This is a genomic window from uncultured Agrobacterium sp. (assembly GCA_913777615.1).
Taxonomy (GTDB): domain Bacteria; phylum Pseudomonadota; class Alphaproteobacteria; order Rhizobiales; family Rhizobiaceae; genus Agrobacterium.
This window is the reverse complement of sequence record CAJYTK010000009.1, coordinates 287,454-308,284: the sequence shown is the minus strand read 5'-3', so window position 1 is coordinate 308,284 and position 20,831 is coordinate 287,454. Positions and strand designations below refer to the sequence as shown.

Sequence of the window (20,831 nt, the reverse complement as noted above, 5' to 3'; positions counted from 1 at the left end):
GAAACGGGCCACCTGCTTGCCCGGACGGCTTGGCCGTATGCGTTGGCTACGGCACGCGCCGCCCGGACAATCAGTCGATCCCGTTTGAACCAACAGAACTGTTTCTATTTAACAAGGAAACGCTCTAAGGCGGAAGACCTGTTTCATCACGCCGGGCTGCGCCACGATCATCGTGGTTCAGATTCTTCGCATATTGAAATACAAACTAAGTAATTGTTATTAGAAAATAAAATGCACTGGGATCATGGAAGCGATCAGAAATCGATCGCTCTGCCGTTTATCTCATAGTCTCCAAAACGCACAGGTTCCGCTCCGCCGCGTCCTCCGGTTTCTGGAGGGAGCTTTAATGCCTTGGCTTTGCGACGTCGTTCTTCAGCTTCCTGCAATGCGCGTTGCGCAGCAGGCGAAAGCACCTTCTTGTCTTCGTTCGCATTGTCGTTATCGGCGTTCTGCATGGGCTTCACCCTCGTCACGGCATATTGAAAAGCAGTTCTCTATAACCAGATTATAGAAAACTGGCTGGTTTGATAAGTCTCGGCCGCCAATTGATTGCTTCGACGGAGATGCTGGATGAATTTGATGCGTACGGCCATGCTTCTGGCCTTCATGACGGCGCTCTTCATGGGTGTGGGATTTCTCATTGGTGGCAAGGGCGGAATGATGATCGCGCTGGTGATTGCCGCGGGCATGAACCTGTTCTCGTACTGGAACTCCGACAAGATGGTGCTTGCAGCCTATCGAGCCCGGGAAGTGGATGAACGAAACGCTCCGGAATTCTTTCATATGATCCGCGACCTATCGCAGAATGCCGGTCTGCCAATGCCGAAGGTCTATGTCTACGACAATCCGCAGCCCAATGCTTTTGCTACCGGCCGTAACCCTGAGAATGCAGCAGTGGCCGCCTCCACCGGGCTTATGGAAATGTTGACACCTCAGGAAGTCGCAGGCGTCATGGCGCATGAACTGGCGCATATCCAGAACCGCGACACCTTGACGATGACGATAACCGCTACGCTTGCCGGGGCGATTTCCATGCTCGGCAACTTCGCCTTCTTCTTCGGCGGCAATCGTGAGAACAACAATCCGCTTGGATTCATCGGCGTTCTCGTTGCGATGATCGTCGCTCCGCTTGCAGCCATGCTGGTACAGATGGCGATTAGCCGCACACGCGAATATTCAGCGGATCGACGCGGTGCCGAAATCTGTGGCAATCCGCTTTGGCTTGCCTCTGCTTTGCAGAAGATCGCCGGGGCTGCCCAACACATTCATAACAACGACGCTGAGCGTAATCCTGCCACAGCGCACATGTTTATCATTAACCCGCTGTCAGGCGAACGCATGGACAACCTGTTTTCTACCCATCCGAATACGGATAACCGGATTGCAGCGCTTCACGCCCTGTCGCAAGAGTTCAGCCAGGCATCGACCTATCGCGCCACAAGTGGTAATGCCGTGCGCAAATCACGTTCCGTTCCGACAACCGGTCGTGGCACAAACAATCCGCAAAAAGGTCCCTGGTCTTGACATCATCCAACGCCCCTGCCCGGCCCAAGTTCAACAAGAGAAAGCCTGCGCCGTCCGACGTGGGTGGGTCAGATGGGGAATGGAAGCCGGGGCTGTCGGCCCGTATGGCGGCGGCAAAGATCATTTCTGCCGTCATCGACAAGAAGACGTCTCTTGACGGAATGATGGATGCGGAACACGGAAATCCAGCCTACCGCGCTCTTAACCTTGCGGATCGCGCATTGGTCCGCGCTATCGTCAACAGCGCGTTGCGTCACTTGCCCAGAATCGAAGCCGCGATCTCCATGATGCTGGACGGGCCTCTGCCCCAGGGCGCCCGTTCCTTGCATCATGTTCTAGTGGTTGCCGTCGCCCAGATGCTCTACCTCGATGTCCCCGATCACTCTGCAGTCGATCTGGCCGTGGAACAGGCGCACCGCGATCCGCGCAACAAGCGTTTTGTCAAACTTGTCAACGCCGTTTTGCGCCGCCTTGGTCGCGAGAAAGACACGGTCATGGCGGCAATAGAGGCCATTGCGGTGCTTCCGGACTGGTTCTACGGCAGATTGGTGAAGGCCTATGGCGAAGAGACAGCGTCGCGTATCGCGGCCTCTCAGCTTTTGCCCTCCTCTATCGATATTACCGTCAAATCCGATCCCACACATTGGGCGCAGGTGCTGGGCGGAACTGTTCTGCCGAATGGCAGTGTACGGCTCGGAGCATTCGAAGGCCAGGTTTCTGCCCTGCCGGGTTTTACTGAAGGCGAGTGGTGGGTGCAGGACTTTTCTGCCAGCATGCCAGTAAGGCTGATGGGAGACCTGTATGGCAAGCGCGTTGCGGATCTTTGTGCGGCACCTGGCGGCAAGACCGCCCAGCTCATTCTTGCAGGGGCCAAGGTCACGGCGTTGGATCAATCGGGAAATCGTCTGAAACGACTTCGCGCCAACCTTAAGCGGCTTGGATTCGAGGCCGAAACGGTCGAAGCCAACATGCTGAAGTTTCAACCGGACGCGTTGTTCGACGCAGTCCTTCTCGATGCTCCCTGCTCGTCCACCGGCACGATGCGTAAACATCCCGATGTCAGTTGGACCAAGGATGAGAAGGATATCGCCAAACTTGCCGCGCTTCAGGAGCAGATGCTGCGACACGCTGTGACTCTGGTCAATGACGGCGGCATGATTATCTTCTCCAACTGCTCCCTTGATCCCTCGGAGGGAGAGGAAATGGTGGGGCGCGTGCTTTCATCCGATCCCCGTTTGGAACGCGTCCGGGTCGAAGCGAAAGATCTGCCAGGCATGGAAACTGCCATCAATGATGATGGTGATTTGCGCACGATCCCGGACATGTTTGGCGGTGTGGATGGATTTTACGCTACGGTGCTGCGTAAAAAAGCCACCTCATAAACTCCTGCTAAATCGCACTCGGCCCGGTATTTGGTGCTGTCAGCCGTGAACCTTGATCGTGGCGCTTCCTGATATTCTCCACGGGTGTGTGAACGTGTCTCTCGTTCCCGCCCAATTTTTCAGCGAATGCTGTATAAGTGACTCCGCGTGGTGCGCTTGCCCCTTTATTCGTTTACAGAATATGAAGTTTTTCGTGAAACTTTATCCATCTTCTTTTATCGCGCTTCATATGCACACTCTCTAAAAGCATGGTCCGCGCAAAAGCATGCAGCGGTTTTGTGATCAAAACATGCGAAAAAACGAGGACCTAAAGCGTAGGAAGTGCATCTGAAAGATCGCGACACGCTTTAAACTCTGCGAGGCAGGAAAAACACGTTTGGCGAGCTCTCTGAACAATCGCTTCAGCGTTGCGGTTTATGTCCTGCGCACGATCCGTAGCCGCATCATGGTGTCCGTCGCACCCGTGCGTCTGAAGCTGTGGAAGCTTTCCAGCCGAGTTCCAAGCGCGCTCGTGGCAGCGCCGACGGATTTACGTGCCGTCGATCCTTATGTTGCCCAGGAACTGGTGCATGGGCGGATCTTTCTGGCTGGACGCATTCTAGAAACCGGCGGTCTTTCTCCCTTTTTGCTCGAGGCTCCTTCAACCGCCTTTGAAGCGCGGCTGCACGCGTTCGGCTGGCTAAGGCATGTACGGGCCAGCAGATCGGAAGAAGCCGGTCACCGTGCCCGGATGCATGTGGCGGAATGGATGAGCCTGCACGGCAAACGCATTCGCGGCGTGGCCTGGACGCCGGAATTGGCAGCCCAGAGATTGACGTCCTGGCTCTCTCATTCGCCAGTGATCCTTCAAAAGGCGGACACCAATTTCTACAGGCGCTTCCTTAAATGTATCGGGCTGCATGTCGCCTATCTCGGATTGATCGCCAAACATGTGCCGGATGGTGAAATCCGCCTTAAGATTCGTATTGCCCTTGCCATGGCCTCCATCTCCATGCCGAACAGTGCCACGAAGATCGCCCGGCAAGGACGAAAACTCGATTATGAAATGGAACGTCAAATCCTTCCGGACGGTGGACATGTATCGCGTAATCCGCGCGTCATGCTCGAACTGCTGCTGGATCTGCTTCCGCTTCGGCAGAGCTACATCAACCTCGGTCACGACGTGCCGGCAGGCCTGGTGCCCGCCATCGATCGCATGTTTCCAGCGATCCGCTTCTTTCGTCACCAGGATGGCGATCTGGCCCTGTTCAACGGAACGACCGCCACGCTTGCAAATGAACTTGCCTCGGTTCTGCGCTACGATGAAACGGCGGGAAAGCCATCGCGGTCCCTGCCCGATCTTGACTATCATCGACTGTCTGTCGGCGACACGGTTGTTATCGTCGATACGGGTAAGCCTGCGTCCATCGAGTTATCTCGCAGTGCCCATTGCGGCTGCCTATCTTTCGAGCTTTCTTCGGGCCGTTATCGCTTCATCGTCAATTCTGGCTTCCCGCAATATGCGTCCGCGGCCTTCAAGCGCGTCAGCCGTAGCACCGCCGCCCATACCACCCTCACGATTGCAGACCGTTCATCGGCCCGAATTTCCAATTCCAGCCTTCTCGGTCCGGTCGTCGTAGCGGGCATTGACGAGATCGAGGTCGACCGGCGCATCGATGAGAAAAAGGCCGATATACTGAGCGCTTCTCACGATGGTTATATCAGTCTCGGCTACATTCATCAGCGTGAGCTGGAACTGAACGCGGCCGGCAACAAGATCAGGGGGCGTGACTGGATCAGGCTTGTGGAAAAGCGGCAGCCCGAGCCTGCCGAGGCAGTCTGCCGTTTCCATGTTCATCCACTGATCGAGCTTACTCAGGAAGATGAGGAAACTGTGTTGATGCAGGCGCCGGATGGTACGGCCTGGACATTCACAGCGCCGGCGCGGCAGGTTACGATTGCTGAAGACGTCTTCATGGCGGATGCATCCGGCATTAGGCCTTCGCAGCAAATTGAGGTTGCTTTCCAGCTTCCAGAAACCACCGAGATCCGATGGCTTCTCGAGCAGAGAGGCTGATGCGTCTTTCAAGCTGGCTTTCCCGATAAAGCCCACCGCTCTGTTTATTAATCAATCAAGCTGTGCTAACGCGGCGGCAACCGCCGGGGCGCGCTTTCTCCGGCTCATCCTCCACCATTTACGGAGTTGCCACGATGGCCGTCGTTTCCAAGAAGATCCCCGCTCCCGACAAAGTTCGTATCCGCACCGCACTTCTGTCCGTCTCCGACAAGACCGACATTATCGAGCTCGCCGGCGCGCTGGTGAAGCTGGGTGTGAAGCTGCTTTCTACCGGTGGTACATCCAAGGCAATTGCCGAGGCAGGTCTCCCGGTCACGGACGTATCCGACATCACCAAGTTTCCGGAGATCATGGATGGCCGGGTGAAGACCTTGCACCCGAATGTGCATGGCGGGTTGCTCGCCATTCGCGACGATGCCGAGCACCAGGAGGCCATGCGCGCCCACGGTATCGAAGGCATCGACCTTTCCGTCATCAATCTCTATCCGTTCGAAGAAGTTCGCGCCAAGGGTGGCGACTATCCGACGACAGTCGAGAATATCGATATTGGTGGCCCGGCGATGATCCGCGCTTCCGCCAAGAACCATGCCTATGTGACGGTTGTCACCGATCCTAGTGATTACCCTGAACTTCTCGAGGCCTTGCAGACCGATGACGGTCACACGTCTTATGCGCTGCGCCAGCGATTTGCCGCCAAGGCCTATGCCCGTACCGCCGCTTACGATGCCGTCATTTCCAACTGGTTTGCAGAGGCTCTCTCCATCGAGACGCCGCATTACCGCGCCATTGGCGGTACGCTGAAGGAAAAGATGCGTTATGGCGAAAACCCGCATCAAAGTGCTGGTTTCTATCTGACGGGGGAAAAGCGCCCCGGCGTGGCAACCGCCACGCTGCTGCAGGGAAAACAGCTTTCCTATAACAACATCAACGACACGGACGCTGCTTATGAACTCGTTGCCGAGTTCCTGCCCGAGAATGCGCCTGCTGTTGCTATCATCAAGCATGCAAATCCGTGCGGTGTTGCAACAGGATCGACGCTTCTCGAAGCCTACAAGCGAGCCCTTGCGTGCGACCCGGTTTCTGCCTTTGGCGGCGTTATCGCCTTGAACCAGACGCTTGATGCAGAAACGGCAGAAGAAATCATCCAGCTCTTCACCGAAGTCATTATCGCACCGGACGTGACGGAAGAGGCAAAAGCGATTGTCGCCCGCAAGCCGAACCTGCGACTGCTCTCCGCTGGCGGTCTTCCCGATCCACGCGCAGCCGGCATCACCGCCAAGACCGTGTCGGGTGGTCTCCTCGTGCAGAGCCGAGACAACGGCATGGTGGAAGACCTCGATCTGAAGGTCGTCACCAAGCGTGCGCCGACGGCGCAGGAGCTTGAGGACATGAAGTTCGCCTTCAAGATTGCAAAGCATGTGAAGTCGAATGCGGTGATCTACGCAAAGGATGGCCAGACCGCCGGTATCGGAGCCGGTCAGATGAGCCGTGTGGACTCTGCCCGCATTGCAGCTCAAAAGGCAGAAGACGCTGCCAAGGCCATGGGTCTCGCAGAGCCTTTGACAAAGGGATCGGCGGTTGCGTCGGAAGCCTTCTATCCCTTCGCGGATGGCCTTCTTGCTGCAATAGCTGCCGGTGCAACCGCTGTCATTCAGCCGGGCGGCTCCATGCGTGATCAGGACGTCATCGACGCGGCAGATGCCCATAACGTCGCGATGGTGTTTACCGGCATGCGCCATTTCAGACACTGAGACTGATACTGTTCAGAAGAAAGGCCCGAAGATCATTCTCCGGGCCTTTTCTTTGTCTATCGATGTTTCATGTGAAACGTCAGGTGACAGCACCGACCTGCCACGGCACGAATTCGTTGTCGCCATAGTCATAGATCTCGCTGACAGTTTTCTCACCCGATGCGACCGCGATGATATGGTCGAAGATCCGCTGACCTGCGGCCTCAATCGTCTCCATACCGGTGACGATTTCACCGCAGTTGAGATCCATGTCCTCCTTCATGTGTTCAAACATTTCGGAGTTGGTAGCAATCTTGATGCAGGGCGCGGGTTTGAAGCCGGACACCGAGCCACGGCCCGTGGTGAAACAGATGACATTGCATCCGCCCGCCACCTGACCTGTCACGGCGACCGGGTCATAGCCTGGCGTGTCCATGAAGACGAAGCCGGGTTCGGTCACGGTTTCGGCGAATTCATAGACCGCCTTCAGCGGCATGGAGCCGCCCTTGGCAACAGCGCCCAGCGACTTTTCCAGAATGGTGGTGAGGCCACCAAGCTTGTTGCCGTGGGACGGATTGTTGTTCAACTCGTCGCCGTTGCGCGCTGTATAATCGCGCCACCAGTCGATGCGCTGTAGCAGCTTTTCAGCAACCGCAGGCGTCACCGCACGGCGCGTCAAAAGATGTTCTGCGCCATAAATCTCAGGTGTTTCCGCCAGAACAGTGGTGCCGCCGTTGCGTACGATGAGATCCGATGCGTAACCGAGCGCCGGGTTTGCCGAGATGCCGGAATAGCCGTCCGAACCGCCGCATTCGAGCGCCAGCTTCAATTTTGACAGAGGCTGCTCGGTACGCTTTGCAGCATTGACGATCGGCAGCATCTCTTTGATGTTGGAAATTGCCGCTTCGATGGTCTTGCGCGTGCCGCCATGCTGCTGGATCGTCATCGTCCGCAGGCGGTCGCCCTCTTCCATCTTGTAGTGTTCAAGGATCGGCGCGATCTGGTTTGTCTCGCAGCCAAGCCCGATCAGCAGAATACCGCCGAAATTCGGATGGCGGGCGTAGCCCTGGATGGTCCGGATCAGCAGGCGATAGCCTTCCGACTTGGTGTTGAGGGCGCAGCCCGTGCCGTGGGTCAGGGCCACGACGCCGTCGACATTGTCGAAACCGGCGAGCCCGCCCTCCTTGTTGAAATAGTCGGCAATGTAACGCGACACTGTCGCCGAACAGTTCACAGAAGCGATGACGCCGATGTAGTTGCGCGTGCCGGCACCGCCCGTTCCGCGATCATATCCCATAAAGGTCCGACGTTCGGCTTCCGGCAACATGCCTTTTTCTTCGATATCGACACTGAACTGATGCGCATGTTCGGATGGCACCATTGCGAGGTTGTGCAGGTGAACATGGCGGCCAGGTTCGATATCCTGCGTCGCGACGCCAATCACCTGACCATATTTGATCACCTCTGCGCCGTTCCTGATCGGTTGCAGTGCGACCTTGTGGCCGCGCCCGATCAGATCAAGCGCCTTCAGATCACCGCGCCCTATTTCCGTATCCTTAGGAATGGGTCGGCGGGCGACCGCAACGTTGTCTTTGGTGTTCAGCAGAATGGTCGCTTCGGTATTCTCAGTCACTCTTTTCCTCCTCCCGACAGGATCGCTGCCGAGGCATGTTGAATTACGTCTCGATCCAGCGCCGTCTCGAGTTTTCCAAGTGGATACGCATCGCCGCCTGTGCCAGCAGCGGATCGTGGCTTTCCAACGCGGCCAGGATCGCCTCATGTTCTTCCAGTGCAAAGCCCCAGGTGCCGCGGTCTTCGAACTTCACGCGCAATTGCGTGGAGATGGGGCTATGCCTGTCATCGAAGAGGTCAGCCACCAGCCGCGCAAGAATGGTGTTGCCAGATTGCTCGGCAATCATGGTGTGAAACCTTCTATCCTGATCGAGCGGTTTACGACCGGCTTCGATCTCCCTCTTCATTTCATCGAGCGCTGCTCTCAGTGACAAGAGCCCCGCGTCATCAATCCGGCTTGCCGCCATAACAATGGTCGCTCCCTCAAGTGTTGAGCGCGCCTGCATCAGTTCGGAAGGACTGTCCCCCAAAGAACGGGTTCGCGCTTGCTGGGCTCCGTTCTCCAGCGAGACATAAACGCCAGAGCCCATGCGAATCTCAACGCTGCCGTCGATTTCAAGCGCGATCAGCGCTTCGCGTAGCGAAGGCCGCGATACTCCGAGTTTCTGAGCCAGATCTCTTTCCGATGGCAGCCGGGTGCCAGGCTGAAACTCTCCACCGTCGATCAGATCGCGGATCTGGTCTGCGACCTGCTGATAGAGGCGTCTCGGCTCCACGATTTTGGCCTGACCATTCATCTGAGGCTCACGATCATCCTGAGGGGGTTGAAGATTTGGCCTTACCGTAAACCTTACGGAAGGTATTGGCAAAGATATATTTCATCTACCTGATTTCGTTTGATATTATCAGATTTATTACGTTCTGGCGTTTAGGGTTCAGTATGTTCAACGATAAAAAATCATAAATTGGCTTGACCACCCAAAAAATGCGGCCTAACCATTGCGACCATTGAAGCGCTCTGCGGGAGAACGGAGCGGCTATTGGGAGGTAGCGGATGTCGCAGGGCGCATCGTCCATTTCGAGCCATGATGACACACGGCATGACGCGCTTCAGGCGTCCGGTGCGCTTTTGCGTCTTGAGGACATCTGCAAGGAGTTCCCCGGAGTCAAGGCATTGAGCGATGTGCGTTTCGACCTGCGCTCCGGCGAAGTTCACGCCGTCTGCGGCGAGAACGGTGCTGGTAAGTCCACCTTGATGAAGATCATCAGCGGTGTCTATCAGCCGACCAGCGGTACGATCCTGCATAAGGGCCAGAAGGTACAATATGCTTCCCCGCTCGAGTCTGAGGCGGCGGGCATCGCCATCATCCACCAGGAACTCAATCTCGTTCCGCATTTGAGCGTTGCCGAAAACATTTATCTCGCTCGTGAGCCGAAAAAAGGCTTTCTCGTAGACCGCAAGAAGTTACGCGCTGACGCCGGACGCTGTCTTGATCGGCTCGGCGTAGACATCAGTCCCGATATGCTCGTGCGCGGCCTTTCGGTGGCGCAATGCCAGATGGTCGAAATCGCCAAGGCGCTTTCGCTTGACGCCGAAGTGCTCATTATGGATGAGCCGACGTCATCGTTGACGGAGCAGGAAACACGCCTGCTGTTCAAGGTTATCCGCGACCTGAAGGCCTCTGGCGTCGGCATCGTTTACATTTCCCACCGCCTGGACGAGATGGCCGAGATCGTCGACCGCGTTACCGTGCTTCGCGATGGACGCTACATCTCGACGGATGATTTCAAATCGATCACGGTCGATGACATCGTTACCCGTATGGTGGGTCGCTCGCTGGAAGAGAAGTTCCCGGAGCGCACCTCCAGGCCGACGGACGAGGTCATCTTCTCCGTCAAGGGCTTGACGCGGACGGGCGTGTTCCACGATGTCAATTTCGAGCTGCGCCGGGGAGAAATCCTCGGATTTGCGGGGCTGATGGGGGCCGGTCGCACCGAAGTCGCAAGGGCCATCTTCGGCGCGGATGCTTTCGACGCTGGCACTATCACCTTCGAAGGCCGCGAGCTTTCGATCAAATCTCCGCAGGATGCCATCGAAGAGGGAATTGCCTATCTTTCAGAGGACCGGAAGAGCGACGGACTGGCGATCAAGATGTCGGTCGCAGCCAACACTTCGCTGGCAAACATGGAAGAGGTTTCAAACCGCTTCGGCCTGATCGACTTCAACAAGCACGATGAGGTCGCGCAGCGTTATGTCGATCTCCTGAATGTTCGCACCCCTTCGATCAAGCAGACCGTTCGCCTCCTGTCCGGCGGCAACCAGCAGAAGATCATCATCGGCAAATGGCTGTTTCGCCAGTCGCGCATCCTGTTCTTCGATGAGCCGACCCGCGGTATCGATGTCGGTGCGAAGTTCGCTATCTACAAGATCATGGACGAGCTCGCTGCCCGCGGGATCGGCGTCATCCTCATCAGTTCGGAACTGCCCGAAGTGTTGGGCCTGACGGATCGTATCGCTGTGTTCCACGAAGGAACGATCACCGGCGTGCTGGAAACGGCCAAGACCAATCAAGAAGAAATTATGCGCTATGCCTCGGGCTATAGCCGCAAGGGGCAATGAGGTAAGACATGTCGAAAGCACCTGAACCCGTTAAGACCTCCGCGCTCAGCGACAGGCAGAAAGACATCATCCAGAAGTTTGCCGCACTCGGCAGCCTCGTGGTGCTGGCAATCGTGTTTTCGGCCACCAGCAGCGCTTTCTTCAGCGTCAACAACGCCATGACGATCGCGCTGCAGGTCACGTCCATCGCTCTTTTGGGTATTGGTGCAACCTGCGTCATCATCACCGGTGGCATCGATTTGTCTGTCGGCTCGGTTCTGGCGCTGGCTGGCGTGGTCGCAGCACTTGCGGTGAAGGAACTCGGCATGCCGGTGCCGGTCGGCATGTTCCTCGGTATTCTGACCGGCTCGCTCTGCGGTCTGATCAACGGTTTCCTCGTCACCCGCTTCAAGCTGCCGCCCTTCATCGCAACGCTTGGCATGATGTTGATTGCGCGTGGTGTGGCGTTGCAGATCACTGGCGCCCGTGCCGTCTCCGGCCTCGGCGAATCCTTCGGTGAGCTTGGCAACGGTGCCCTCTTCCGCATCGTCAATATCGGCGACGACGGGTTCCCGAATGTGGTGTTCCCGGGCATCCCTTACCCGGTCATCTTGATGGTCGTCATTGCGCTTGCCGTGGCCTTCATGCTGAACCGCTCGGTTCTCGGACGCCACATCTATGCGGTCGGCTCAAACGCCGAAGCAGCTCGGCTCTCGGGCGTCAATGTCGCTCGCGTCACCAACTTCACTTACGTTCTTTCCGGTACGCTTGCGGGTCTGACGGGCTGCGTTTTGATGTCGCGCCTGGTTACCGCACAGCCGAACGAAGGCGTGATGTACGAGCTTGACGCCATTGCCAGCGCCGTCATCGGCGGCACCTCGCTGATCGGTGGCGTCGGAACGATTTCAGGCACGGCAATCGGTGCATTCGTCATCGGTATATTGCGCAACGGTCTCAACATGAACGGCGTCTCTGCCTTCACGCAGCAGATCATCATCGGCCTCGTCATCTTGATGACCGTTTGGATCGACCAGCTGCGCAACCGCCGTTGATTGTAGTGCCAGCATTTTCAGCGAAAGGGTTTTCGGTTTTGCCTCCGAAAGCACTCTAGCTTCTGAAAGGGGTGCGGACCCTATCCGCGGGACAGCCGGTGTCGAGAAGAGGAGCTCTCCCTTCGCCGGTATAAATGGAGGAAGACATGAAGAAACTGACGACTGTTCTTTTAACATCCGTGATCGCGCTTTGGAGCGTTTCCGCTGTGCAGGCTGGCGAAATCGCCGTCATCGTCAAGACAGTCAATTCTACATTCTGGCAGAACGTCCAGAAGGGCGCCGACGCTTCGATGAAGAATGCCCAGGGCGAAACGATGACCTTCCAGGGTCCGGCGTCCGAATCCGCCATTGCCGACCAGGTCAACATGGTCGAAAACGCGGTTAACCGTAAGGTTGACGGCATCGTGCTCGCGCCGTCCGATCCGGACGCTCTTCTGCCAGCCGTCAAGAAGGCATGGGAAGCCCGCATCCCAGTCGTGCTGATCGACTCGCAACTGGCCAAGGGTGGCGAGCAATACTACCAGTCTTTCCTGGCGACCGACAACAAGAAGGCCGGTGAGCTTGCAGCCGAAGAAATGATCAAGAAGGTCGGCAAGGAAGGCAAGATCGCGGTCATGTCTTACGTTGCGGGTGCCGGTTCTGAAATCGGCCGCGTCGGTGGCTTCATCGACTACATCAAGGCAAATTCCAAGCTGGAGATCGTTGGCCCTTATTACTCTCAGTCCCAGATGGCGACCGCTCTGAACCAGACCACTGACGTTCTGGCCGCCAACCCCGACCTGAAGGGCATCTTCGGCGCCAACGAGCCGACCGCAATCGGCGTCGGCCGTGCGCTCGCTCAGTCCGGCAAGGCCGGCAAGGTCGTTGCCATCGGCTTTGACGGTAACGAAGATCTCCAGAACTTCGTCAAGGACGGCACACTGTCTGCGATCGTCGTTCAGGGCTCCTACCAGATGGGCGAAAAGGGCGTTGAAACCGTCGAAAAGCTGATCAAGAAGGAAAAGGTCGAGAAGTTCGTCGATACCGGTGTCGTTGTCGTCACCAAGGACAATATCGACAAGCCGGAAGCCAAGAACGTTCTGTACTGATATCCTTCCTTCGCCATGCCCGGGATCGTCTCGGGCATGGCGAGACCGGACTTCGCATACGCAATATCAATGATCGCACCGCAGGGCGCGATCACAACCACACGACACATTTGAAAGTGCGCCGCCATGAAGGTCTCCGATAAACGCAAACTGCCCCATAGAGACGTCGAAGTGACCATCATGGGTCTCGGCTGTGCCCAGATGGGCAATCTCTATCGCCTGACGCCTTACGAGGAGTCCAAGGGCGCTTTCGACACCGCTTGGAACAGTGGCATGCGTTACTTTGATACCGCGCCCTTTTATGGCTACACCCGCTCAGAGCGTCGTCTCGGCACAATGGTGACCGAGCACGACCGCAGCGAATATACGCTCAGCACCAAGGTCGGCCGTGTCATGGTGCCGGATGAAACGGTAGGACCGGAAGAAGATACCTATGTCGCACCGCTGCCGTTCCGTCCGGTCTACGACTATTCCTATGACGCCATCATGCGCTCCTTCGAGGCAAGCCAGCAGCGTCTCGGCGTGCTGAAGCCCGATATTCTTTATATTCACGATATCGGCCCTTACACGCATGGCGACAGGCATCAGCATTATTGGGACCAGCTGACGACAGGCGGCGGTTTCAAGGCGCTTGGCAAGCTGCGTGACGAAGGCTCGACGAAAGCTGTCGGTCTCGGCGTCAATGAATGGGAAGTCGTTCGCGACGCCATGGACGTGTTCGATATCGACGCCGCGATGCTTGCCGGCCGTTACACGCTTCTGGAACAGCAGAGCCTTGGCTTCATGAATTCTTGCGCCGAAAAGGGTGTGGGGATCGTCGTCGCCGGGGCTTTCAATTCCGGCATTCTGGCTGGCAATCGCAAGTTCAACTACAAGGACGCGCCGGCAGAGCTTCTGGCGCGTGTGGATGCGCTGCATGATGTCTGCGAGGAGATGGGCGTTTCGCTCCAGGCCGCAGCGCTACAGTTCCCGCTTGCTCACCCTGCATCCGTTACCGTCGTTTCCGGTGCGCGCAATTCAGCGCAACTCTCCTCCAATATCGGTTGGTTCGAGCAGGATATTCCAGATGCGTTCTGGTCTGAATTGCAGCGTCGCGGGCTGATTGCCGAAGGTGCTCCGGTGCCGGGCGCGAAGGGTTGAGCCATGCTCATCGACGCACACCAGCATTTCTGGCTGTTGAAGGAACGGCAGGGTCAGTGGCCGCCAGCTTCGCTTGAAGCCATTTACAGGGATTTCTTGCCTGCCGATCTTGAGCCTTTGCTGGAAGAGGCCGGTATTTCCGGCACTGTGCTGGTACAGACCATGGAGAGCGCTGGCGATACGGATTTCATGCTGGCCCTTGCCGATGAAAACGCGTTCATCAAAGGTGTTGTGGGCTGGGTTGACATGAAGGCAGCGGATGGGCCTGCCGAGATCGCGCGGCGCGCTTCGCATCCTGCCTTCAAGGGCCTGCGGCCGATGTTGCAGGATATTGCCGACGTGGAGTGGATCGAGGATCCGGCACTTGGTCCCGCGGTCGAAACCATGATCGAAAAGGGTCTGGTCTTCGATGCGTTGGTTCTACCGCCACACCTGCCTTATCTGCTGCGTTTTGCGAGCCGCCATGCTGCTCTGCAAATCGTTATCGATCACGGTGCCAAGCCTAAGATCGCAACCGGACATTATGTCGCCTGGCGACGGGATATGGCGGCGCTTGCTGCACTTCCAAACGTTTTTTGCAAGCTGTCCGGTCTTCTTGTGGAGCGTGGCGAGCAGAAAGTGGAAGCAGTTCGGCCCTACGCGGAAACCATTTTCGAACTGTTTGGCCCAGACCGGGTGATTTTTGGAAGTGACTGGCCGGTGATCAGGCTTGCCGGTGACTATCAGGGCTGGCTGGATTTCTGCCGGGACGTCGTTCCTCAGGAGCACCACGCCAAGGTTTTCGGCGCAAACGCCGCACGTATTTATTCTCTTTCCGACAGGTGATCCATGCTGGCTATTTTCTGTGACAAACCCGGCGAACTCGTTTCCAAGGAAATGCCAAAGCCATCAAGAGCATCCAATGAGGTTTTGGTGCGTGTCCGCCGCATCGGCGTCTGCGGAACGGATCTGCATATCTTCACCGGCAATCAGCCCTATCTCTCCTATCCGCGCATTATGGGCCATGAATTGTCGGGCACGGTCGAGGAAGCACCGGAAGGTAGTGCGCTTGCGACAGGCGATATCGTCACCATCATTCCCTACATGTCCTGCGGGCATTGCAGCGCCTGCCTGAAGGGCAAGAGCAACTGCTGCCGCAACATCGGTGTGCTCGGCGTTCACCGCGATGGCGGCATGGTGGAGTATTTGAGCGTTCCGCAGCAGTTCGTGTTGAAGGCTGAAGGACTGTCTCTCGACCAGGCCGCCATGACAGAGTTCCTTGCTATCGGCGCGCATGCCGTGCGTCGCGGCGCCGTCGAGAAGGACCAGCATGTGCTGATCGTCGGTGCTGGCCCAATCGGCATGGCCGTCGCGGTCTTTGCAGCGATGAACGGTGCCGTGGTGACCATGATCGACAGCCGCGAAGACCGGCTTTCATTCTGCCGTGATCATCTTGGCGTTGCCAATATCGTGTTGCTTGGCGAAGGTGACAAGGATCGGCTAAGCGAGATTACCGAAGGCAACTTCTTCGATGTCGTGTTTGACGCGACCGGCAATCCGAAGGCGATGGAGCGTGGCTTCTCCTTTGTCGGCCATGGCGGGGCCTATGTCCTCGTCTCCATCGTTGCCAGCGATATCAGCTTCAATGACCCGGAATTCCACAAGCGCGAGACGACATTGCTTGGCAGCCGCAACGCAACGCCGGAAGATTTCGAGCGGGTGCTGCAAGCCCTGCGTGACGGTCGCGTGCCGGACGCTCTCATCACTCACCGCATGACGCTCGCCGAGGTGCCAGCCAATTTCGCCGGCTTGACCGACCCGCGCGCCGGCGTCATCAAAGGCATGGTGGAAGTGGCCTGAACGACCGACGAGCCTCTCATATTCAATGACCCCTGACCGCGAGTAAACGGCCATGACAAAGATTACCGACCTGCGCGTTTTCGACCTGCGCTTCCCCACCTCACAGAGCCTCGACGGCTCGGATGCGATGAATCCAGATCCGGATTACTCCGCGGCCTACGTCATTCTCGATACGGATGAGCCTTCGCTGAAGGGGCACGGACTGACCTTCACGATCGGTCGCGGTAACGACATCTGCTGCATGGCGATCAAGGCGATGCGTCATCTGGTTGTTGGAACCGATCTCGCCACCGTCATCGAGAACCCCGGCAAATACTGGCGCCACCTGACGAGCGACAGCCAGCTGCGCTGGATCGGTCCGGATAAGGGTGCGATGCACCTGGCAACCGGTGCCGTCGTCAACGCCGTCTGGGATCTGCTCGCCAAGCAGGCTGGCAAGCCAGTCTGGCAGTTCGTGGCCGATATGAGCGCCGAAGAGATCGCCGACATCGTCGACTATCGCTACCTGACCGACGTTCTGACGCGCGATGATGCGCTCGCCATCCTCAAGAAGGCGGAAGCGGGCAAGAAGGAGCGCGTCGATATCCTGAAAGCCGAGGGTTACGCCTGCTACACCACTTCCGCCGGTTGGCTCGGTTACAGCGACGAGAAGCTTCGCCGCCTCTGCCATGAGGCGATCGATGCGGGCTTCAACCACGTGAAGATGAAGGTCGGCCGTGATCTGGAGGACGATATTCGTCGCCTCACCATCGCCCGTGAAGTCATCGGGCCTGATCGCTATCTGATGATCGATGCCAACCAGGTCTGGGAGGTCGATCAGGCCATCGAGTGGGTCAACAAGCTTGCCTTCTGCAAGCCCTTCTTCATCGAAGAGCCGACGAGCCCGGACGATGTCGCCGGTCACCGCAAGATCCGCCAGGCCATTGGCTCGGTGAAGGTCGCGACTGGCGAAATGTGCCAGAACCGCATCATGTTCAAGCAGTTCATCGCCGAAGGTGCGATCGACGTCGTGCAGATCGACAGCTGCCGCATGGGCGGTCTGAACGAAGTTCTGGCCGTTCTGCTGATCGCCGCGAAGTATAACCTCCCCGTCTGGCCGCACGCCGGTGGCGTCGGGCTTTGCGAATATGTGCAGCACCTGTCGATGATTGATTATCTGGTTGTGTCCGGCACCAAGGAAGGCCGCGTGATCGAGTATGTCGACCATCTGCACGAGCACTTCTTCGAGCCATGCGATATCCAGAACGCCGCTTATATGCCGCCAAAGATGGCTGGCTTCTCCATCGAAATGAAGCCGGAGTCGATCGAGGCTTATACCTTCAAGGGCTAAGGTTCCCCTTTCTGCTTCCCACCCTTCCTTATGCCCGGACCAGTTCCGGGCATAATTGTTTTGGATTGTCGGAGAAGAATCAGAATTCGGACAAAGCTACCTTTAGCCTTGTCCATTCGCCTTCCGTCTCCGGTAGGCCGAAGCGCACGTCATAGGGGCGCTCGTCGAAGATGCGAACAAGAATACCGCGCTTCGCCAGATGGTCGAACAGCGCTGCCGCCCTTTCGTCCCGAACCAGACGGAAAAGACTGGTGCCGCCGCCGACGGTGAAACCAGCATTTCCCAGCAGCCCGTCGAGACGCGCAGCTTCTTCTCTTAGCCGGAGTCTCATCGCTTCGCGCCAGTTCCAATCCGCCAGCGCCTCGGTTGCAACATGCAGCGCCGGGCCGGATACCGCCCATGGTCCGAGGCGCTGCTCCAGCCCATTGGCAATATCCGGATGAGCAATGGCAAAGCCAAGGCGCAGGCCCGCCATGCCGTAGAACTTGCCGAAGGAGCGCAACACCACGAGTCCCTCAATGGCGGTGGCTTCGCTTACGCTTGCCGCATAGCCTGTCTCGATAAAGGCCTCATCGACCACCAGCAGACCGCCCTTGCGGTGCATATGGTCAGCGAGAGCCAGAAGATTGTCGCGCTCTACCACCCGGCCATCGGGGTTGTTGGGATTGATCACCACCGCATAGTCGAAATCCGCGAGGTCGGAGAGGTGCGCGACTTCCGTTACCGCAAGTCCTGCCATGCGCGCCGTTCTGGCATGTTCCGCATAGGCGGGTGTCAGCACGGCTGCATTTTTGGCGCCGCGTTGAACGGCAATCTCGGCAAGCAGCGGCATGAGCATTTGCGTTCCCGGCGCTGCGGCTAGATGCTTGACAGACGGCGCGCTGAAAGTGGTGGCGGCAACCGCCTTCAGGCGTTCCAGCGCGTCAGGCTCCGGCAGGCGTGAGAAGGCGCTGGCAGGAAGGGGAGAATGCGGATAGGAATGTGGATTGATCCCTGTGGACAGGTCGATCCAGGGTTGAGGCGCTAGCGGGTAGGACGCACGTGCCAGGCCAAGATCGCCACCGTGGCGGATCGCTGCCTCTACCCTCTCTGGTCCCAGGTTGCCCATGTTCTTCACCATTGCTTTCCTGTCGCTTTTGATCGAACGCTTCGCTGGCTATCCCGATTGGCTGTTTCGCCGGATCGGCCATCCGGTGACTTGGATTGGTTCGCTTATTGCGCTGCTCGACGCAAAATGGAACCGAGAACACCGGTCATTTTTGCATCGGGAAGGCAAAGGCGTCCTGGCGCTCATCGTTATTTTGGGTGTCACGGTGACAATCTCCCTTCTGCTGCAGAGTATTCTTCTGCTTTTTCCGCTTGGCTTTTTACTGGTCGCGATCGTCGGTGCATCTCTTCCTGCGCAAAAAAGCCTGGAAACCCATGTCGAGGCAGTGGCAATCGCGCTGGAAAGCGAAGGCCTCGAAGGTGGGCGCAATGCCGTGTCGATGATCGTTGGTCGCGATCCCGATCAACTCGATGAGGCAGCGGTGTGTCGGGCGGCCATCGAGAGCCTCGCCGAGAATTTTTCCGATGGCATCGTAGCACCTTCGCTGTGGCTCGGTTTGCTCGGCCTGCCCGGTGGGGCGGGCTACAAGGCGATCAACACGGCAGACAGCATGATCGGTCACCGCACACCACAATACAAAGCCTTTGGTTGGGCTTCTGCCCGTGTGGACGATCTGGTCAATCTCCCCGCCTCGCGCCTCAGCGGTCTGCTCTTCGTGGTCGCCGCCTTCTTCTTGCCGGGGGCCTCTCCCGCCAATGCGGTTCGGGCGATTTCTCGTGACGCTGGCCACCACCGCTCTCCCAATGCCGGGTGGCCGGAAGCGGCTCTTGCCGGGGCGCTGGGTTTCGCACTTGCCGGACCGCGCTCCTATGCTGGACAGATGATCCAGGCGCGCTTCATGGGCGAAGGTGGACGTCGGGATCTGACCGCCGCCGATATTCGTCAGGCTCTGAAGCTTGCGCGTATCGCGGATGGCCTGCTGATCGGCTTCTTTGGTCTTCTGGTATTGCTTATCTGGCGATAGAGAGCAGCGCGTCGAGATCGATATGGCGCTCCATGTGGTCGGCCAACCGGTCCAGCACCGCATCCACCTGCGCTTCGTAATTCAGCGCCGAGCGCTGCCCGCCGAGCCGTTGCAGCCAGGCGCTGCGCTGTCCGTCATCGGAAAACAGGCCATGGACATAGGTGCCGAAAACACGGCCATCGGCGGATATCGCGCCATCGACATGGTTGCCGATGGTGGAGAAGGGCCGTTCGCAATCGACACCTTTGGTCACACCCACATGCATTTCATAGCCGGAGAACGCCTCGCCGTCGAAGCTTCGCCCTTCGACCGAGACCAGCCGCTTGTCTCCGGTCAGCACCGTCTCGACGTTTAGAAGCCCCAGCCCTTCCACGGTCGATGCCGGCCCTTCGATGCCGTCCGGGTCCGATAGGGTCGTTCCAAGCATCTGGTAGCCACCACAGAGACCCAGAATCATTCCGCCGCGGCGAAGATGCGCCTTGATGTCGATGTCGAACCCGGCCTGCTTCAGGACGGCCAGATCGGCAATCGTCGATTTCGATCCGCACAGCAGAATAAGGGCGCAATCGCCAGGAATGGCGGTTCCGGGACGCACGCGGATCAGTTCGACATCCGGCTCCATATCCAGCGGGTCGAGATCGTCGAAATTGGAGATGTGCGGCAGGATCGGCACGGCGATGCGGATCCTGGCGCCCGGTTTCGCTTGGGCTTCGCCAGTCAGTCCCAGCGCATCTTCGGCGGGCAGGCGTGCGGCGTCGGCAAAGTGCGGCAGAAGGCCGATGGACGTCCAGCCGGTGTGGTCTGCGATAATATGCATCCCCTCCTCGAACAGCGAGGGATCGCCGCGAAAACGATTGACGATGAAGCCTTCGATCATCCTCGCGTCGTCTGCATCCACCACCGTCTTCGTGCCGACGAGACTGGCGATCACCCCGCCTCGGTCGATATCACCGATCAAGATCACCGGAACATTGGCGGCGCGGGCAAAACCCATATTGGCAATGTCATTGGCACGCAGATTGACTTCCGATGCGCTGCCGGCACCTTCGACCAAAACCAGATCGGCATTGGCCTTCAGATGCTCGAAGCTTTCCAGCACGTGCAGCATCAGCACTGCTTTCATGTGCTGGTACTCTGCCGCCCTGGCGTTGCCGAGGATCTTGCCCTGTACCACCACCTGCGCGCCGGTTTCGCTCTGGGGCTTCAAAAGAACCGGGTTCATGTGCACCGAGAGCGGAACATTTGCCGCCCGCGCTTGCAAGGCCTGCGCCCGACCGATCTCGCCGCCATCCGCAGTCACCGCGGCATTGTTGGACATATTCTGTGGCTTGAAGGGCAGAACCGAAAGTCCGCGACGGGTAAAGGCACGCGCCAGACCCGCCACCATGAGCGACTTGCCGACATCCGAGCCGGTTCCCTGGAACATGATGGATCTGGCGGCCATGGA

The 20,831-nt window shown here is 57.9% G+C and carries 17 protein-coding genes; 12 read left to right on the top strand and 5 right to left on the bottom strand.

The genetic code is table 11. The features are described 5' to 3' along the window. Positions 1 to 254 precede the first annotated feature (254 nt). Entirely contained in the window at positions 255 to 455 is a 201-nt protein-coding gene (locus tag QZ862_RS08900) for a DUF1674 domain-containing protein (RefSeq protein ID WP_296016152.1), read from the bottom strand. Positions 456 to 570: 115 nt separating this feature from the next. On the opposite strand from QZ862_RS08900, the gene htpX reads away from it, so the two are divergent. The 4 genes from htpX to purH all read left to right on the top strand — a co-directional run bounded on the left by htpX (position 571) and on the right by purH (position 6,713). Beyond that, positions 571 to 1,524, top strand: a complete 954-nt coding sequence (gene htpX, locus QZ862_RS08895) for a zinc metalloprotease HtpX (RefSeq protein WP_296034974.1) — start codon at positions 571 to 573, stop codon at positions 1,522 to 1,524. A gap of 59 nt (positions 1,525 to 1,583) precedes the next feature. Continuing rightward, positions 1,584 to 2,906 (top strand): RsmB/NOP family class I SAM-dependent RNA methyltransferase, encoded by a 1,323-nt coding sequence (locus tag QZ862_RS08890; RefSeq protein ID WP_296099133.1) that lies wholly within the window; start codon positions 1,584 to 1,586, stop codon positions 2,904 to 2,906. Positions 2,907 to 3,351: 445 nt separating this feature from the next. Further along, complete coding sequence (locus tag QZ862_RS08885) at positions 3,352 to 4,962, top strand: heparinase II/III family protein (protein WP_296099131.1); 1,611 nt, start codon at positions 3,352 to 3,354, stop codon at positions 4,960 to 4,962. A 134-nt stretch (positions 4,963 to 5,096) separates the two neighbouring features. After that, entirely contained in the window at positions 5,097 to 6,713 is a 1,617-nt protein-coding gene (purH, locus tag QZ862_RS08880; RefSeq protein WP_296099093.1) for a bifunctional phosphoribosylaminoimidazolecarboxamide formyltransferase/IMP cyclohydrolase, read from the top strand. Between the two features lie 79 nt (positions 6,714 to 6,792). Here purH and QZ862_RS08875 read toward each other — a convergent pair whose 3' ends face one another. Together QZ862_RS08875 and QZ862_RS08870 are read right to left on the bottom strand one after the other, a co-directional pair. Further along, complete coding sequence (locus tag QZ862_RS08875) at positions 6,793 to 8,325, bottom strand: altronate dehydratase family protein (RefSeq protein WP_296099090.1); 1,533 nt, start codon at positions 8,323 to 8,325, stop codon at positions 6,793 to 6,795. Between the two features lie 43 nt (positions 8,326 to 8,368). Further along, entirely contained in the window at positions 8,369 to 9,061 is a 693-nt protein-coding gene (locus QZ862_RS08870) for a FadR/GntR family transcriptional regulator (protein ID WP_296086096.1), read from the bottom strand. Positions 9,062 to 9,318: 257 nt separating this feature from the next. On the opposite strand from QZ862_RS08870, the gene QZ862_RS08865 reads away from it, so the two are divergent. The 7 genes from QZ862_RS08865 (at position 9,319) to QZ862_RS08835 (ending at position 17,312) form a co-directional block, all read left to right on the top strand. Then, complete coding sequence (locus tag QZ862_RS08865; protein WP_296099086.1) at positions 9,319 to 10,884, top strand: sugar ABC transporter ATP-binding protein; 1,566 nt, start codon at positions 9,319 to 9,321, stop codon at positions 10,882 to 10,884. A gap of 8 nt (positions 10,885 to 10,892) precedes the next feature. Then, the gene (locus QZ862_RS08860; protein WP_296016168.1) at positions 10,893 to 11,915 is read left to right on the top strand and encodes an ABC transporter permease; all 1,023 of its coding nucleotides are present in this window, start codon (positions 10,893 to 10,895) and stop codon (positions 11,913 to 11,915) included. A gap of 146 nt (positions 11,916 to 12,061) precedes the next feature. Beyond that, a complete protein-coding gene (locus QZ862_RS08855) occupies positions 12,062 to 13,003 on the top strand; it encodes an ABC transporter substrate-binding protein (RefSeq protein WP_296099085.1) in 942 nt (313 codons plus the stop codon). Between the two features lie 126 nt (positions 13,004 to 13,129). After that, complete coding sequence (locus tag QZ862_RS08850; RefSeq protein ID WP_296099082.1) at positions 13,130 to 14,143, top strand: aldo/keto reductase; 1,014 nt, start codon at positions 13,130 to 13,132, stop codon at positions 14,141 to 14,143. Positions 14,144 to 14,146: 3 nt separating this feature from the next. Then, entirely contained in the window at positions 14,147 to 14,968 is an 822-nt protein-coding gene (locus QZ862_RS08845) for an amidohydrolase (RefSeq protein ID WP_296016175.1), read from the top strand. A 3-nt stretch (positions 14,969 to 14,971) separates the two neighbouring features. Beyond that, a complete protein-coding gene (locus QZ862_RS08840) occupies positions 14,972 to 15,982 on the top strand; it encodes a zinc-binding alcohol dehydrogenase family protein (RefSeq protein ID WP_296099079.1) in 1,011 nt (336 codons plus the stop codon). Positions 15,983 to 16,034: 52 nt separating this feature from the next. Next, positions 16,035 to 17,312: an L-fuconate dehydratase gene (locus tag QZ862_RS08835; protein ID WP_296099075.1), complete on the top strand. Its 1,278-nt coding sequence runs from the start codon at positions 16,035 to 16,037 to the stop codon at positions 17,310 to 17,312. 79 nt (positions 17,313 to 17,391) lie between these two features. Here the strand turns inward: QZ862_RS08835 and cobD are convergent, their stop codons facing one another. After that, entirely contained in the window at positions 17,392 to 18,420 is a 1,029-nt protein-coding gene (cobD, locus tag QZ862_RS08830) for a threonine-phosphate decarboxylase CobD (RefSeq protein WP_296099129.1), read from the bottom strand. On the opposite strand from cobD, the gene cbiB reads away from it, so the two are divergent. Further along, entirely contained in the window at positions 18,419 to 19,384 is a 966-nt protein-coding gene (gene cbiB / locus QZ862_RS08825) for an adenosylcobinamide-phosphate synthase CbiB (protein ID WP_296099073.1), read from the top strand. The genes cobD and cbiB overlap by 2 nt on opposite strands. Here the strand turns inward: cbiB and QZ862_RS08820 are convergent. Next, complete coding sequence (locus QZ862_RS08820; RefSeq protein ID WP_296099070.1) at positions 19,371 to 20,828, bottom strand: cobyric acid synthase; 1,458 nt, start codon at positions 20,826 to 20,828, stop codon at positions 19,371 to 19,373. The two genes, cbiB and QZ862_RS08820, sit on opposite strands and share 14 nt — an antisense overlap. Between the last annotated feature and the right edge of the window lie 3 nt (positions 20,829 to 20,831).